The sequence below is a fragment of the Corynebacterium lizhenjunii genome, assembly GCF_011038655.2.
Taxonomy (GTDB): domain Bacteria; phylum Actinomycetota; class Actinomycetes; order Mycobacteriales; family Mycobacteriaceae; genus Corynebacterium; species Corynebacterium lizhenjunii.
The window spans coordinates 1498076-1514186 of record NZ_CP064954.1 but is presented as its reverse complement, the minus strand read 5'-3'; the positions used below and the strand labels follow the sequence as shown (position 1 = coordinate 1514186).

Below are 16111 nucleotides of genomic sequence, written 5' to 3'. Positions count from 1 at the left end.
CAGTAATGATCTGGCGCGCGGCGCCATAACGTGGAAAGATGGGCGAACATATGCAAGACAACACAAACGGCATCGCCAGCGACAGCACTGACTATGAAACCCAGGCTCTCCGAAGCGGTCCTGCAGTAGGGTCGGCTCACAACACTGAGTCGGCTCACAATACTGAGTCGGCCCATGACGCAGGAACAGCGGCCGGGCTTACCACCGGCGAGCTGGACCTGGCGGAGCGCAATTCATTCCGCCGGGTTAGCCGCGCAACTACTATTCGCGCAGAAGACACCACTGACGGCTACGAAGTCGAATACCGCAAGCTGCGGCTGGAGCAGGTGATTCTGGTTGGCGTGTGGACCGAAGGCACCGCAGCCGAGGTAGAGGCCGCTATGGATGAACTCGCGGCGCTGACGGAGACCGCCGGGGCGGAAGTGGTAGAGGCGCTGTATCAAAAGCGCGACAAGCCTGACCCGGGCACTTATATTGGCTCCGGCAAAGTTCAGGAGCTGCGGGAGATTGTTGAGGCCACTGGAGCCGATACCGTGGTGTGCGACGGTGAGCTTAATCCTGGTCAGCTCTCAGCCCTGGAGCGCGCCCTGAACACCAAGGTTATCGACCGTACGATGTTGATCCTGGATATCTTCGCCCAACACGCGAAGTCCAAAGAGGGCAAGGCTCAGGTGTCCTTGGCGCAGCTGGAATACCTCTATACCCACACCCGTGGGTGGGGTGGAAATCTCTCACGTCAGGCCGGTGGCCGGGCAGGGTCGAATGGCGGTGTTGGACTTCGTGGTCCGGGTGAGACGAAGATTGAGACGGACCGTCGGCGTATCCGCACGGAGATGGCGCGTCTGCGTAAAGAGCTCAAGGGAATGAAGACCGCGCGCGAGGTTAAACGCGCCAAGCGTGGTGCCTCCGCTATCCCGCAGATCGCAATTGCTGGCTATACCAATGCCGGTAAGTCGTCGTTGATTAACGCGATGACTGGCGCGGGAGTGCTCGTGGAGGACGCATTGTTTGCCACCCTGGATCCCACCACTCGCCGCGCCGAGCTTGCCGATGGCCGCCATGTCGTCTTCACTGATACCGTGGGCTTTGTGCGCCATTTGCCCACCCAGCTGGTGGAAGCTTTTAAGTCCACGTTGGAAGAGGTCCTTGGTGCTGACTTGATGCTCCATGTTGTCGATGGCTCGGATCCGTTCCCACTGAAGCAAATTGAGGCGGTCAACCAGGTTATCTACGACATAGTGCAAGAAAGCGGCCAGCAGGCGCCGCCGGAGATCGTCGTGATCAACAAGATCGATCAGGCGGACCCGCTGGTATTGGCGCAGGTTCGCCACGTGTTGGATCGAGACAACGTGGTGTTCGTCTCCGCGCACACGGGCGAGGGCATCGATGAGCTTACAGCTCGGGTGGAGCTCTTCCTCAACTCTCGCGATGAACACGTACAACTGCTAGTTCCGTTTACCCGCGGCGATGTGGTTGCTCGTGTGCACGCCCAAGCAACCGTGCGCTCCGAGGAATACACGGTAGAAGGTACAGCTTTAGACGTTAGGCTTCCTGCCGCCTTGGCGCGCGAGCTAGAGCAGTTCATTGTCGAACCTGCAGCAATGGAGCATAATAATGCCCTGTGAATAATGTGATTGGCTGGACCGTCCACGGTGACGGCAAGAAGATTGCCCCAGGTGCCGTGGTAGCTCCTGAGGAAAGACTGAGTTGGGGCCGCACCATCGGCATCGGTATGCAGCACGTGGTGGCCATGTTCGGCGCCACGTTGTTGGTCCCCACACTCACCGGCTTCCCGGTAAACACCACGTTGCTTTTTTCTGGCGTGGGCACCATCTTGTTCCTGCTGATTACCCGCAATCGCCTGCCGTCCTACCTGGGTTCGTCCTTTGCCTTTATTGCGCCGTTGAGCGCCTCCCAGCAGTATGGTATTGGTGCGCAGGCAGGTTCTATCCTGGTCACCGGTCTGGTGCTAGTCGCAATCGGTTTTGTGGTTAAGGCCGCTGGCCGCAGTGTCCTCGACGCGGTTATGCCGCCTGCGGTCACCGGAGCCATTGTGGCCCTAATCGGGTTGAATTTGGCGCCTACCGCGGCGCAGAATTTTCAGTCTCAGCCGTTAGTCGCCACGGTGACTCTGGTCGTCATCATCGTCGCTACGGTGGGCGGGCGCGGTATGGTGGCTCGCCTCGGAATCCTTATCGGCGTCATCATCGGATGGGTCTTTGCTGCGGTAACCGGAAATCTGGGAGAGGGCGCAGCAGAGTCCATCGCTGCGGCTAAGTGGATTGGCCTGCCGCAATTCCATTCGCCGGAGTTCCATATCTCTGCCATCGCGGTGGCTTTACCGGTGCTGGTGGTGCTCATCGCCGAAAACGTGGGTCACGTCAAAGCAGTCTCGGAGATGACGAAGCGCGACCTTGATGATTTAGCGGGTGATGCCCTCATTGCCGATGGCCTGGCCACCTCCCTTGCCGGCGGGTTCGGCGGTTCGGGTACCACAACGTACGCCGAAAACATCGGTGTGATGGCCGCAACAAGGGTCTACTCGACGGCCGCCTATTGGGTGGCGGCGCTTACTGCCATTGCTCTGGCCTTCATCCCCAAGTTTGGTGCTTTGATCTTTACTATTCCCAGCGGGGTGCTGGGCGGGGCCACGATGGTCCTCTACGGGCTCATTGGCATGCTGGGCGTGCGCATTTGGATCGATAACCGAGTGAACTTCAACAACCCGGTAAACCTGACTTGCGCTGCCGTTGCCCTTGTCGCGGGTATTGGCAACCTTACCCTGTCCATCGGCAGTGTTGCCCTGGAGGGAATTGCCTGGGGGTCTGTCGGCGTAATCGTTGTCTATCCGTTGGCCAAGTGGCTCTACGACACCATCGGGGAGGGTCGCGGCGCGCAATACTAGCGCCACCCCCGAGATCCTTCGCCGACCCAGAGTCCCTTATCGGCCCCGGGATGTCCGCCGGAATTGCAGCCTGTGAATTCTCCGCGCCGAAACCGCAGCCAGGGCCTCCGTGCAGGAAGCGCGACTTAAGCCACAGCACATTATCTAGGTAGCACAACAGCCGCCTGCCCACACAGTTCGCGTGGGCAGGCGGCTGTTTTGTATAGTGGCAGATCTGCGCTGCCAGCGGGGGTGTTAAGCGTCGAGGTCCTGCTCGATCAGAGCGGCGATCTTCTCAACTGCTTCGGCGTTTTCGGAGGTGACGGTGACCTCGTCGCCCTGCTCGGCGCCGAGCGCCATGATCATCAGGGAGGAGGCAGCGTCGGTCTCATCGTCATCATCGCCACCCACCAGGGTCAGGATGATGTCCTCGTCAAACTCGCCGGCGGCATCAGCAATGATGGATGCGGGGCGGGCGTGCAAGCCAACGGAGGAACCGACCTTAACAGTCTTGGATGCCATGGTGATAGTCCTTTCAAAGACTCGAAGATTTTCCAAGTTTCAAGTGTACCTGTCCGCGGCACACCGCGTCGGGGCTGCTACACAGCGCTTCGAGCGGCGCGCGCATCCTGTGCAGGAGCCTCAGCGGCAGCGGCCTTAGCCGCGGACGCTTCCGCAACCTGGTTGGGCCAGAACTGCTTCAGGGCAATCACTGCCAGTGCGGAAACGGCCACGCCAGCGAGGATGGAAACTACAAAGCCCCATGCCGGATTGATGGCAAAGAAGACGAAGATACCGCCGTGCGGGGCATGCGAGCCTACACCTAGGGCCATGGACACTGCGCCGGTGACGGCGCCGCCGGCCATCATGGAGGGGATGACGCGCAGCGGGTCAGCTGCCGCAAAAGGCATGGCGCCTTCAGAGACGAAGGACAGGCCCAGCAGCCAGGCAGACTTGCCGTTTTCCTGCTCCGCGGGGGTAAACAAGCTTTTGCGCAACAGCGTGGCCAGGGACAGTGCGATGGGCGGCACCATGCCGGCGGCCATCACGGCAGCCATGATCTTCATCGAAGCCTCATCGCCTGTGGACAACCCTGCGGTGGCAAAGAGGTACGCGGCCTTATTGACGGGGCCTCCCAGGTCGAAGCACATCATCAGCCCAAGGATGATTCCCAACAGCACCGCAGAGGAACCAGACAGCGAGGACAGCCAATTCTGCAGGCCTTCCATAATCGCCGCTAGCGGTGCGCCCAGTAGCAGGTAGGTAGACAAGCCCACTACTAGCGAGGTGAGCAGAGGAATAACCACCACTGGCATCAGGGACGCCAGCCAGCGAGGTACCTTCCAGCTACCAATCCACATGGCCACAAAACCGGCCAACAGACCCGTGACCAAGCCGCCGATGAATCCAGCTCCGACAGCCACGGCGATGGCCCCTCCGATAAAGCCCGGAGCAATGCCCGGCCGGCCAGCTAGCGCAAACGCGATGTAGCCGGAGAGCACCGCCACGATGAAGTTCATGCCGGCTTGGCCGATGGCGAAAAACACCGCGCCCAGGTAGAGCATGAGCCCGGAGCGCTCAAACTCCATGATGGTCCCATCAACCTCAATGGTGTTGCCAGGGAGGTTGCTTAGCGAATAATTCGTGGACAGCGCCTGCCAGCCGTTGGCCATGTCGGCGCCGCCGAAGAGGAAGCCGAGTGCGAGCAGCAGACCGCCTGCGGCAACGAAGGGCACCATGTAGGACACGCCAGTCATGATGGCCTGCTGGATCCGCTTGCCCCAGCCCAGGCCGGAACCGTCGGTAGCGGGGGAGGTGGCGCCCGCGGGGGCATCGGCAGACTCGGCCCCACCGGCAACCTTGTGGGCGTGGGGATTGCTGGCGGCGCTGATCGCCTCATCGAGCATGCGCGCGGGTTCGTTGATGGCGCGCTTGACCCCGGATTCGATAACGGGCTTGCCTGCGAAGCGCTCGCGGTCGCGCACTCCGACATCGGTGGCGAAGATGACGGCATCAGCAGCATCGATGGTGGCTTGCGCCACCGGCTCGTTGTTGGCCGAACCCTGGGTTTCTACCACTAGCTCCACGTCGGTGCGGGCTTGGGCGGTCTGGGTCAGCGCGTCGGCGGCCATGTAGGTGTGCGCGATGCCGGTGGGGCAGGCCGTCACGGCGACAATGCGGGTTGCCTTGCTTGCCGATACCCCCTCCGCTGGGGCTTGCTTCTCCCGTGCCGCAGCTGCCGGTTGCGGGGTGGCCTTCTTCGGCTTTTCAGCATTAACCACCTCGAGAACCAGGGCTACCAGCTCCTCTTCGCTACGCGCGCTGCGTAAGGCCTCCAGGAAATCCTGCTTGACTAGGGCGCGGGCGAGCTTGGAGAGGATCTTCAGGTGCGCTTTGCCCCCACCTGCAGGGGCGGCGATGAGGAAGACCAGCTGGGCGTCGCCATCCGGGCCGGAAAAATCCACGCCGCGCGACAGACGTGCGAAAGCGAGCGTGGGCTCACTCACGGCCTCGGAGCGGCAGTGTGGAATGGCGACGCCGCCGGGGACACCGGTTCCCGCCTGGGTTTCGCGCTCGATGGCGGGGCCGGCCAGGCCGGCAACGTCAGTGGCTCGCCCCGCAGCGTGGACCAGGGTGGCTAGTTGCGTGATGACCTCATCGACGCTGGAGCCAAAGTCCACGTCGAGGGCGACCAACTCACGGGTTATGAGTTCGGATGCCATGTCAAGCTTCCTTTCTAAGGTCAGTGCGAAGGATTTCGCATCGTGCAGAGGTTTAGACGGTGACCGGGGTGACCGTCGTGTGTTCGGTATCTAGTTGTGAGGGGCGCGGAATGGTGGTGCCCGCCAGGCCGGCGGCTGCACTGCCATAGGCGACGCTGTGTTGTAGTGATTGGGCGAAATCGAGTCCGGCGCTACGGGCCAGCAGGTACCCGGCCAATGAGGAGTCTCCGGCGCCGACGGTAGAGACCACTTGGACTGGTGGCGGGGTGGCGATCCAGGCGGCATCGGCAGTGCACAGTAGCGCCCCGGCACCGCCTAGGGTGACCAAAACTTCGGCGACACCGCGGGCGTTGATGTGACGGGCGGCGTTGAGGACCCCGCTGAAGTCGCCTTCCTCAGCGCGGCGCTCCAGGTCCAGGCCGTCGACTCCGGCTAGCTGTCCCAGCTCCAGGCCATTGGGCTTGATTAGGTCAGGGGCAGCGACGTCGAGGTGTTGGCCCAGGGCTGTCAAGGGGGCATCGGACGTGTCAACGGCAATGCGCACCTGGGGAGCTGCCTCGCGAAGAGCAGGAATGAGCTGGGCATACCAGTCTGGCGCCACACCTTGCGGCAGCGAGCCCGCTAGTACCACCCACCTGGCGCTACTAGCGTGTTCTGCGACAGCTGCGCGCAGCTGCTCGATGGTACCGGCTGCCAACGTGGGGCCGGGGCCGTTGAGTTTGGTGGTGCGCCCATCGGGCTCGGTGACCGTAGTGTTGGTGCGCACCCAATCAGACATGCCGACGGTAACCGGGGCGTGGGGCAAGTCTGCTGTGCGGACTAAGTCGAGGAAGGGGTCATCTACGCGGCTGGGGAAAATGGCGGTGCTGGGCCGGTTGGCCAAGGTGATGGCATGCGTGACGTTGAGCCCTTTGCCGCCGACAACGCGGTGGTAGTTGTGGGCGCGATGGACAGCTCCTGGCTCCAGCGGGCTGGGCAGTTCGAGCGTCGCGTCGATGCTGGGGTTCGGGGTAAGTGTGACAATCATCTAATCAGCAACCTTAAGCGGGAAGTTCCGTATATTGGTCGACAGGAGGCGCGGCCCGTGGTGCGGGTTTCCCACACCGGGGCTGTGCTTTGCCATGAATGGCATCATGAGCAAGTGACCACTGTTTATCTTTGCCCGATTGTGTCTGAATGTCAATGGTTATCTGTGGTTTTTATTGCTTTTGTTTGCTTTTTGTGATGATCTGGACATAACAACCCACTCGACGTGAAGGTAAGGGAGCTTCCAACCATGGGAAATGCATCTTCGCACAGCATCAAAGGAACCGGCGTAGTCGCAGGCGTGGCCTACGCTCCGGCAGTATGGGTCAGGCCGCGTCCGGACCTACCCACCGTAGGTACGCCCGTCGGCGAGGACCAGCGTGAGGCCGAGTTCGAGCGCTTTACGGAGGCAGCATTGACCGTGGCAGGCCGCCTTGAGACCCGGGCTGCAGGCGCCGAGGGTAACGCGGCGGAAGTTCTCACCGCCACTGCCGGAATGGTCAAAGACCGCGGCTGGCACAAGGCAGTGCGCAAGAACATCAACTCCGGTAACAACGCCGAATACGCCGTAGTTGGCGCCACCGATAAATTTGTGGCCATGTTTGAGGCCGCCGGGGGGATCATGGCGGAGCGCACTACGGACCTCAAAGATGTGCGGGACCGCGTCATTGCCCAGCTGCGCGGGGAGCCGGAGCCCGGGCTGCCGACGGTGACGGGGGAGGCCGTGCTTCTTGCAGACGACCTTGCACCCGCGGATACCGCAACGCTGGATACCGCCCACATCAAGGCTTTGGTCACCGAGCTGGGAGGGCCCACCTCCCACACCGCGATCATTGCCCGCCAGCTGGACATCCCCTGCATCGTGGCAGTTGGTGCGGAGCTGCGCAGCATCGAGGCAGGCACCCAGGTATTCCTGGACGGCTCCCTGGGAACGGTGACGCTCAATGCTGATGAGTCCGAAGCCCGACAAGCAGTTGCGGAATACCGGGAATTTGCCGCCAAGGTTGCCCAGTGGACCGGTCCTGCCCAAACCAAAGACGGACACCGATTCCAACTGCTGGCCAACGTCGCCGATGGCAATGCCGCGCGCGTAGCTGCGGACACGGAGGCAGAGGGCATCGGCCTGTATCGCACGGAGATGTCCTTCCTCTCCGCCACGGAAGAACCCACCGTCGATGAGCAGGCCCGCATCTATGGCAAAGTATTTGCGGCCTTCCCCGAGTCGAAAGTCGTGGTGCGCACCCTTGATGCAGGCTCCGATAAGCCGATTTCCTACGCCACCATGGAATCAGAGGAAAACCCTGCGCTGGGCGTGCGTGGCCTGCGCATTGCCCGCGACAATGAGTCGCTGCTTACCCGGCAGTTGGATGCCATCGCCCAAGCTGCCGCGGAACGCAGCGACGATGCCGCTACGTGGGTCATGGCACCAATGGTGGCTACCCCCTCTGAGGCCAAGTGGTTTGCCCGGCTGTGCCGGGAACGCAACCTGACTGCGGGGGCGATGATTGAGGTCCCCGCTGCCGCGCTCATGGCGGACACCATCATGCCCCACCTGGATTTTGTCTCCATCGGTACCAATGACCTGACCCAGTACACTATGGCGGCTGACCGCTTGTCGCCGCAGCTGGCCTATCTGACCGACCCCTGGCAGCCAGCAGTGCTGCGTCTTATTCAGCACACCTGCGTTGTGGGCCGTGACCACAACGTGCCGGTTGGCGTGTGTGGTGAAGCCGCTGCGGATCCCATGCTCGCCGGGGTACTCGTTGGTCTGGGAGTGAACTCCTTGTCGTGTGCTGCTACCGCAATTGCCGGTGTTGGTGCACAGTTGGCCGAATTAACCAGGGAAGACTGTGAAAAGATCGCCGATCTGGCTGTCAGTGCCGAAAGCGCCGCCGAAGCCCGTGAGGCAGTGCGTGACTACATCAGTGCACTGGCCTAGGGCACTGGCCTGGTGTTGGCAGTTGCCTGGCCCTGGAAGGTGGCGCTGACTCCGCCTAGGGCGTGGGTTGGTCGCCGACGACAACTACTTCTACATCGCGGTCGCGCAGTTGATCGATAAAGCTGCGCGGCGCGGCGGAGTCGGTGATCACCACGTCGATATCGGAAATGGCGGCGAAAGAAACCAGGTAGTCAGTTCCCAACTTGCTGGAGTCACACAACACTACGACTTTGTGCGCGTGGGTAACAAACGCTGATTTGATAGCCGCCTCTTGGGAATCTGCGGTAGACAGCCCATGGTCGATGGTGAGGGCGTTGGTGCCGATAAAGGCCACATCGGCGCGCATGAGCGCCATCGTGCGCAGGGCGGTATCGCCCACTACCGCCTGGGTGATTGCGCGTACCGTCCCGCCCAGCAACTGAATATCAGGGTGACCATTGCCTGCTAGCGAGAGCGCGATGGGCAAGCTATTAGACACTATGGACAAGTTCGTGGCCTGGGGTAGGGTGCCAATTAAATCCGCGAGTGCGTTGATAGTGGTTCCGGCATCGAGGAATATCGAACCATGTCGTTTGGGGAGGTACTCTAGTGCAGCCCGTGCAATGTCAGATTTCGCCTTGGATGCAGAACGCGAGCGAGCATCGAGGGAAAACTCTGCAGTTTGAAAAGCGCGGGACGCTACAGCGCCGCCGTGCACGCGGTGAACTATTCCGTCGCGGTCCAGTCCGGCTAAGTCACGGCGAATGGTCTCCGCGGTAACGTCGAAGCGTTCGGCAAGTTCGGTCACATTAACGCGTCCCTCCACCGCGGTTAGGGACGCGATCTGGCGGCGGCGTTCTTCGGCATACATGTCTTGTGCACTTCCTTACTTCAACTGGAAATGGAACGTGAAGCCGCTCCGGTAAGTGGCGCAATTTCTGCGCGGGCCGGATCTGCGGCAGCTACTGTTACATTCTTCCAAAAGCTTCCCAAAATCGGGCGTGATCGGAGGCAATCACAGATTTTCGCGTGAGGTTTAGGGGCTTTCCGTACGTGAGAGAGCAGCTATAACCGCAGCTAAAGAGCCACAACCATCCCAATCAAGGATTTTGAGTCTGCTTGCGGCCTTACCCCTTATATGGGGGCGATTAATACAATGGAGCGCCCCGGCTCAGCCACAGGACACAATGGGCCCGCTTGTGGGAATCAGGGCCGCTTCTGGCCCCCGAGAGTGCTCCTGAGGACCTAGGGTCACTCCTGGGGGCAGGACCGTTTCCTCAGAACCATGGCCGTTACTGCGGACCGGCCACTAGCGTTGGACAGTGCCAGGGGTGGTGTCAGCGTGCGAATCCGGCGCGGAATCAGACAGGCCCCACGTGCAGCGCCTTCGCTAGGCGCCCGCATGGGGCCGCAGTCAGTAATCGGGCTTATGTGCTCCTGGAGGGTTCTGGAGAGTTCAACCCTGCGGCACTAGAGCTTCCGGAAGACCGAGACGACCTTGCCCATGATTTCTGCATGGGTGCCGTCAATCGGCTCGAAGTCTTCGTTGTGGGGAAGTAGCCACACCCCGGTGGAGTCCCGGTGGAATTCCTTCACTGTGGCTTCTTCGCCTTCGAGCAAAGCGGCGACGAAGTCGCCTTCTTCAGCGGTCGGTTGGCTACGAATAATCACCCAGTCGCCATCGAGGATGCCCGCGTCCTTCATGGATTCGCCGACAACCTGCAACATGTATAAGTCGCCTTGTCCCACAACCTCGTCCGGCATGGGGAAGTAGGTGTCGATATTCTTCTCAGCGGTGATAGGCAGGCCAGCTGCAATGCGGCCAACAACTGGAACATAAGACACCCCAGAGGCTTCAGACGGTACATCGTCATTGCTAGCGCTACGCTGCCTGTTCATCTTCGCAGCCCTATTGTCCGAGGTGTGCAGGTGGCGCACATCTACCGCACGCGGCTTATTGGGATCGCGGCGCAAGAAGCCCTTCTCTTCCAGTTGCTTGAGCTGGTACGCAACAGAAGATGTTGATTGCAAGCCGGCAGCGTCTCCAATCTCGCGAATGCTGGGCGGGTAGCCACGCAACAAGACTGCGTCGCTAATAACTTCCAAAATGCGGCGCTGGCGTGCGCTGAGCTGTGAGACATCAAGCTTATTGGGGTTCTTACGTGCCATGGCGGTTCTCCTACTTCCATATGGTGGCGTTTGTTCTTTGGCGGCGACGTTAATCGCTACACCGTCTCCCTATCTATTCATAGCATGCAAAGTACGAATGTTCGAGTTTTGACCCCAATCGTGGACAAACTTTCTCGGCGGTGCTATATTTCGAACATATCGACTGCTTCGAACATGTAGGCGCTCCTGGAGGGGTCGTGTCCATCCTGGGCATTACAGTGTTTGAACATTAGGAAATGTAAGGAGTTTTTGGCATGGCTATCGCTTTGAATTACCATCAGCTATCTGCGGATATTCCGTCCTCGCGGCGCCGCAAAGCTTATGTAGTTCCCCCGGCTGCTGTCTGGGATGGCACGCCGGTTCGCACAGCTGCCCAGGATTCTAGGCGGGATTATCCCGGCTCTGTCCCGCGGCATTTGAGTTGTGACTTCGAACAGTATGGCGCGGGTCTTGGGCCACGCGAGCGGCAGGTAGTAGGGTCGAGCGCTCCTGCAGGCATAGTTGAAGATCGCTCAGACTTTGGCAGTTACGTGCTAGGGGCAGTTCTTGGTGTGGTGGTGTTTTTGTGCTTCGTCGTAGGTGCTGCATTCAATCAAGACCCGCAGGTTGCCGCGCGCGGATATGCACAGGGGACGGCGCACGCTATTGCTGATGGCACTGCACTGGGTGCTGTGGGCGAAGCTAGGGATGGCGCCTTCGCGTAGGGCGTTGTAGCTGAGCACGGTGTTGGCGTCGTGCAGGGCGTTGCCGTTGTGCAGGACGTTCCCGTCGTGCAGGGCGTTGCCGCGATACCTGTGGTGGTGCAAATTTAACGAGTGGACAACCACGCACTAGATTGAGCTGTAGCGGTTGAGACCTTGCGCCGCTCCCGAAGTTGAGCCTACGGCCTATGGAGGACCTTAGCGTGTATTGCCCTTTCTGCCACCACGAACAGTCTCGTGTCATTGACTCGCGTGTTATAGATTCTGGTACTGCCATTCGTCGCCGTCGTGAATGCAGCTCGTGCGAAGGGCGATTCACCACCGTGGAGAAGGCCGTGCTGCTGGTGGTTAAGCGCAATGGGATTACGGAGCCCTTTAGCCGCGAAAAGCTTATCCGCGGCGTGCGTCGTGCGTGCCAGGGCCGGGACGTTTCTGACGACGCCCTCAAGCGTCTGGCGCAAGAGGTGGAGGAAACAATTCGTGGGCACGGCAGTTCGCAGGTCAATGCCAACGACGTTGGTCTTGCCATCCTCGAGCCACTGCGCCATCTTGATGAGGTCGCGTATTTGCGCTTTGCTTCTGTCTATAAGTCCTTCGATAGCGCAGCAGACTTTGAGTCTGAAATCCGCCTCATGCGCAGGCGGGACCGCGTCTAGGCACAGGCGGGATCGAGTCTGTGCGCAGGCGGGTCCGAGTCTGGGCGCTGGCGGGACTACGCCTAGCAGAGGGTGTCTAGCAGAGGCCAACATGGAGCCGGTGTGCGTCGACTAACGCAGTTTGTCGATGGCTTTTTGTACCCGCCGCAAGGAAATGGGGCGGGCGGTGCCTAGTTTTTGCGCAAATAGGGACACCCGCAGCTCTTCTATCATCCAGTAGATCTCCTTGACCTCCTTGGTCTTCTCCCTGCCCGCGGGCAGGGAGCGCAGGCGGTTGCGTAGGTAAGCGCGCGCCTCATCAACTTCGGCTTGCCGGTCGGCATCACGGTGGGGATCAAGCCCCATGTCTTCCAGGCGCAGACGCATGGCCTGGATGTACCGGGGCAGGTGTTGGAGGTGGATGAGCCCATGAATGGTTACCGCGTGCGGCGGCAAGAGGAATTCCAATTGGGTGCGCATATCATCGATCGCGGGCCCTTCCCACTTGCGTAATTCTGTGGCAACGTTGGCGTATTCGACAATGCCCGGTGCCAGGGCCACCACCGTACGGCGCACAGCGCCAGCGACCTGAGGCTTTACCTGTGACACTAAGGTGGCAAATTCTTCCGGCGAGCGCACCGGGCCGCCTGCAGCAATCAGCAGGTCGCGCAGCGCCGCCACGCGAGCGTCATCAACCAAACCCTGCGCGCCGCCATGGGGGTAGGCATCGATGGCGACGCGTTGTTGCAAGGGCAAGCCCTTGACCATGGGGCCGGCAGCAACGTGGATTTCGCGCAGCAGGAGGGTCAACGTGGTGGTGAGCATGGCGGCATCGGCAGCGGCCCTAGTGGGATGAACCTTGACCTCAACCCCATCGGGGGTTGCCACCAGCGCGGGGTAGGCCACGACCTCATGCCCGTCGACCACGGTATCGACCTCTTCGGCCACGGTACCCAGGTTCTCTGCTGTCCATTCTTTGACAGCGGCCGACTCTGCTTTGCGACCTACTCGGGAGACCGATGCAGTAATGGAGCCAGCCTGGCGGGAAACAAGGGCCGCTAAGTCGCGATCTGAGTCAATGATCGTGCCGCGCTTATCTATAGCGGCGTAGTTCATTCGCAAGTGCGGCGGTAGCTTGTCCGGGTTAAAGTCGCTCGCACTTATTCCCTGGGCGCCGAATTCCTGCAAGACCTGCGCCAATTGTTCTACCAGCGGCGTCGAGTAGGGCACGAGGCGGGGCAGGGCGCGCTCCGCAAAGTCAGGCGCGGGCACCACTGTGCGCCGCAGGGCTTTAGGCAGCGTACGGATGAGTTCAGTTACGAGCTCTAGCCGCAAGCCGGGGACCAGCCAGTCGAACCCGTCGGTGTCCATCCCTGCTAGCAGCGGTACGGGCACCAGAATTGACACGCCGTCGAGGGGATCCCCGGGCTCAAATTTATAGGACAAGTCATAGTCAATGCTGCCCTTGAGCCAGCGATCGGGGAACGACACTTCGGTGACATCGTGGTCATCCACCAGGGCATTTGGGTCGAAGTCAAGCAAGTCCGGTGTGGCCTGGCGCTGTTTCTTCCACCAGGAATCGAAATGCCGCCCGCTGGTAACCTTGCTAGGGATTTTGGCGTCATAGAAGTCAAAGAGAGTGTCTTCATCGACCACCAAGCCGCGGCGGCGAGCCTTTTCCTCATATTCCGCCGCGTCTTCGAGCAATTGGGCATTGCTGGCAAAGAACTGGTGGTGTGTAGTCCATTCACCTTCAATGAGCGCGTGACGGATAAACATATCGCGCGCTGCATGGGCGTCAACGCGGTGGTAGGGCACTACACGGTCGACGATAATGGGCACGCCGTACAGCGTTGAGCGCTGGTGTACCATGGCCGCAGAGCGTTTGCGGGACCAAAACGGCTCCGAGTAGGTGTGTTTGAGCAGGTGGCCACCTACTTTTTCAACCCATTCCGGCTCAATGGCCGCGACGTCGCGTGCCCACAACCGTGAGGTCTCCACCAATTGCCCGGCCATGAGGAATTGTGGGGGCTTCTTGGCCAGCGCGGAGCCCGGGAACACCAGGAACTTGGTATTCCGTGCGCCCTGGAACTGCTGGGAATTGCCCTCGCGAGCGCCAATGTTGGACAGTAATCCGGCCAGTAGGCTCATGTGGATGCGATCTGCTTGGCGTGCCGATGCCTCCGTACCCTTAGCGTCCTTCCACCCCAGCTGGGCGGCCACGTCCTGCAGTTGGCGTACAAGGTCAAACCACTCTCGGATGCGCATGTAGTGGAGGAACTCTGACTTCATGCGCTTGCGGAAGGCGTTGCCGCTGAGTTCTGAGCGGGAGTCTTGAATGTAGTCCCACAAGGCTAGTATGGACATGAAGTCCGAGGAGGTGTCTTTAAAGCGGGCATGTGCTTGGTCAGCTTGAGCGCTGTATTCCATAGGGCGCTCGCGCACATCTTGAATAGTCAAGGCAGCGACGATGACCATGACGTCTTGGAGGCATCCGTTAGTGTGGGCTTCGACCAGCATCCGGGCCATACGGGGGTCAACGGGAATGCGCGCCAAGTCCTTGCCCGTAGTGGTAGGTACTGGCAGACCGTCTTTTTCTTGTTGCTCAAGGGCGCCAAGCTCGTGGAGAAGCAGCAATCCATCGCGAACCGCTTTGGCCTCCGGTGGCTGGACAAAAGGGAACTCTGCAATATCGCCTAGTCGCAGGGAAATCATGTGCAAAATGACGCTGGCCAGGTTGGTGCGGAGGATTTCCGGGTCGGTGAACTGGGGGCGGGTAGCGAAATCTTCCTCTGAGTACAAGCGGATGGCTATGCCATCGGCCACGCGTCCGCAGCGGCCGGAACGCTGGTTAGCGCTAGCTTGAGAAATCGGCTCAATGGGTAAGCGCTGGACTTTGCTGCGCGTAGAATACCGCGAGATACGGGCGGTACCAGTGTCCACCACGTAGCGGATGCCCGGAACCGTTAGAGAAGTTTCGGCGATGTTGGTGGCCAGGACAATTCGCCGCCCAGAATGTGGGCTAAACACCCGGTGCTGTTCCTCATTGGACAAACGCCCAAACAAGGGAGTGACCTCCACGCCACGCCAGCGGCGGGCGTCAATAGCCTCCATGGCATCCCGGATATCGCGCTCACCGGCAAAGAAGCATAAAATATCGCCGTCGCCTTCGCTCATGAGCTCTTCTATGGCCTCACACAGACCATCCAGAGGATCCTGGTCCACTAGCTTTCCACCAGCCTCAAATTCCAGAGGCCGGTAGCGAATTTCAACGGGGTAGGTGCGGCCGGAGACCTCGATGATGGGGGCGGGGGTACCAGAGGCATCGGCAAAGTGCTGCGCAAACCTCTCTGGATCGATGGTCGCAGAGGTAATAATGACCTTCAAATCTGGGCGCTTGGGCAGGAGGCGCTTGAGGTAGCCAAGCAGGAAATCGATGTTGAGGGAACGCTCGTGGGCCTCGTCGATAATGATGGTGTCGTAGGCGTTGAGGAAGCGGTCTCGCTGCATTTCCGCCAACAAGATGCCGTCGGTCATTAGCTTGACAGCGGTGGTCTCGGAGACTCGATCATCAAAGCGAATGGCGTAGCCGACGGATTGGCCGATGGGCTGGCCGAGTTCATCGGCAATGCGCTCGGCGACGGTGCGCGCAGCCAGGCGGCGGGGCTGGGTGTGGCCAATGAGTCCACGGCGGCCACGGCCTAGGTCCAGGCAAATTTTGGGGATTTGGGTGGTCTTTCCGGAGCCGGTTTCACCGGCAATAATGACCACCTGGTGGTGTTCGATGGCGTGGGCAATGTCGTCTTTGCGGGACGTTACCGGCAGACTAGTGGGGAAGTCGATGGCGCCGATGCTGCTAACACGTTCGGCAAGGCGTTGCTGGGCCTGCTTGATGTCCGCAGCGATGGCAGCGAGTGCGCGCGGGCTGCGAGCTTTGGCTAAACGCCTGCGGAAGTGGCGCTCCTGGGTGATGGTGACCTGGGAGAGGGAACGAAGCAGTTCTTCGCGCGACGGAGTCTGCGCGGGCTCGGTGAAGTCAGACATAATTGACACAA

At 60.5% G+C, this 16111-nt stretch carries 11 protein-coding genes; 4 read left to right on the top strand and 7 right to left on the bottom strand.

Going from position 1 to position 16111, the window contains the following annotated elements; all coding sequences use genetic code 11:
- Positions 1-50 precede the first annotated feature (50 nt).
- Together hflX and G7Y31_RS07130 are read left to right on the top strand one after the other, a co-directional pair.
- A complete protein-coding gene (gene hflX / locus G7Y31_RS07135; protein ID WP_165006585.1) occupies positions 51-1625 on the top strand; it encodes a GTPase HflX in 1575 nt (524 codons plus the stop codon).
- A complete protein-coding gene (locus G7Y31_RS07130; protein WP_165006582.1) occupies positions 1622-2905 on the top strand; it encodes a uracil-xanthine permease family protein in 1284 nt (427 codons plus the stop codon). Before hflX ends, G7Y31_RS07130 begins: the two co-directional genes overlap by 4 nt.
- A gap of 234 nt (positions 2906-3139) precedes the next feature.
- Here the strand turns inward: G7Y31_RS07130 and G7Y31_RS07125 are convergent, their stop codons facing one another.
- The 3 genes from G7Y31_RS07125 to G7Y31_RS07115 all read right to left on the bottom strand — a co-directional run bounded on the left by G7Y31_RS07125 (position 3140) and on the right by G7Y31_RS07115 (position 6634).
- A complete protein-coding gene (locus G7Y31_RS07125; RefSeq protein ID WP_165006579.1) occupies positions 3140-3406 on the bottom strand; it encodes an HPr family phosphocarrier protein in 267 nt (88 codons plus the stop codon).
- 77 nt (positions 3407-3483) lie between these two features.
- Positions 3484-5607, bottom strand: a complete 2124-nt coding sequence (locus G7Y31_RS07120) for a PTS fructose transporter subunit IIABC (RefSeq protein ID WP_165006576.1) — start codon at positions 5605-5607, stop codon at positions 3484-3486.
- A 52-nt stretch (positions 5608-5659) separates the two neighbouring features.
- Positions 5660-6634: a 1-phosphofructokinase family hexose kinase gene (locus tag G7Y31_RS07115; protein ID WP_165006573.1), complete on the bottom strand. Its 975-nt coding sequence runs from the start codon at positions 6632-6634 to the stop codon at positions 5660-5662.
- A 249-nt stretch (positions 6635-6883) separates the two neighbouring features.
- Between G7Y31_RS07115 and ptsP the strand changes: the two genes are divergently transcribed.
- Entirely contained in the window at positions 6884-8572 is a 1689-nt protein-coding gene (ptsP, locus tag G7Y31_RS07110; protein ID WP_165006570.1) for a phosphoenolpyruvate--protein phosphotransferase, read from the top strand.
- Positions 8573-8627: 55 nt separating this feature from the next.
- Here ptsP and G7Y31_RS07105 read toward each other — a convergent pair whose 3' ends face one another.
- From G7Y31_RS07105 to G7Y31_RS07095, 3 genes are all read right to left on the bottom strand, one after another.
- Entirely contained in the window at positions 8628-9422 is a 795-nt protein-coding gene (locus G7Y31_RS07105) for a DeoR/GlpR family DNA-binding transcription regulator (protein WP_165006567.1), read from the bottom strand.
- A 599-nt stretch (positions 9423-10021) separates the two neighbouring features.
- Complete coding sequence (lexA, locus tag G7Y31_RS07100) at positions 10022-10720, bottom strand: transcriptional repressor LexA (protein WP_165006564.1); 699 nt, start codon at positions 10718-10720, stop codon at positions 10022-10024.
- Between the two features lie 533 nt (positions 10721-11253).
- Complete coding sequence (locus G7Y31_RS07095) at positions 11254-11526, bottom strand: hypothetical protein (protein WP_165006561.1); 273 nt, start codon at positions 11524-11526, stop codon at positions 11254-11256.
- A 98-nt stretch (positions 11527-11624) separates the two neighbouring features.
- On the opposite strand from G7Y31_RS07095, the gene nrdR reads away from it, so the two are divergent.
- Positions 11625-12077 (top strand): transcriptional regulator NrdR, encoded by a 453-nt coding sequence (gene nrdR / locus G7Y31_RS07090; protein ID WP_165006995.1) that lies wholly within the window; start codon positions 11625-11627, stop codon positions 12075-12077.
- Between the two features lie 111 nt (positions 12078-12188).
- Here the strand turns inward: nrdR and hrpA are convergent, their stop codons facing one another.
- On the bottom strand, positions 12189-16100 hold the full coding sequence (gene hrpA, locus G7Y31_RS07085; protein ID WP_165006559.1) for an ATP-dependent RNA helicase HrpA: 3912 nt from the start codon (positions 16098-16100) through the stop codon (positions 12189-12191).
- Positions 16101-16111: the final 11 nt, after the last annotated feature.

Coding starts and splice junctions, on each gene's coding strand:
- hflX (WP_165006585.1), top strand. CDS start 51: ATGCAAGACAACACAAACGGCATCGCCAGCGACAGCACTGACTATGAA.
- G7Y31_RS07125 (WP_165006579.1), bottom strand. CDS start 3,406: ATGGCATCCAAGACTGTTAAGGTCGGTTCCTCCGTTGGCTTGCACGCC.
- G7Y31_RS07120 (WP_165006576.1), bottom strand. CDS start 5,607: ATGGCATCCGAACTCATAACCCGTGAGTTGGTCGCCCTCGACGTGGAC.
- G7Y31_RS07115 (WP_165006573.1), bottom strand. CDS start 6,634: ATGATTGTCACACTTACCCCGAACCCCAGCATCGACGCGACGCTCGAA.
- ptsP (WP_165006570.1), top strand. CDS start 6,884: ATGGGAAATGCATCTTCGCACAGCATCAAAGGAACCGGCGTAGTCGCA.
- G7Y31_RS07105 (WP_165006567.1), bottom strand. CDS start 9,422: ATGTATGCCGAAGAACGCCGCCGCCAGATCGCGTCCCTAACCGCGGTG.
- lexA (WP_165006564.1), bottom strand. CDS start 10,720: ATGGCACGTAAGAACCCCAATAAGCTTGATGTCTCACAGCTCAGCGCA.
- hrpA (WP_165006559.1), bottom strand. CDS start 16,100: ATGTCTGACTTCACCGAGCCCGCGCAGACTCCGTCGCGCGAAGAACTG.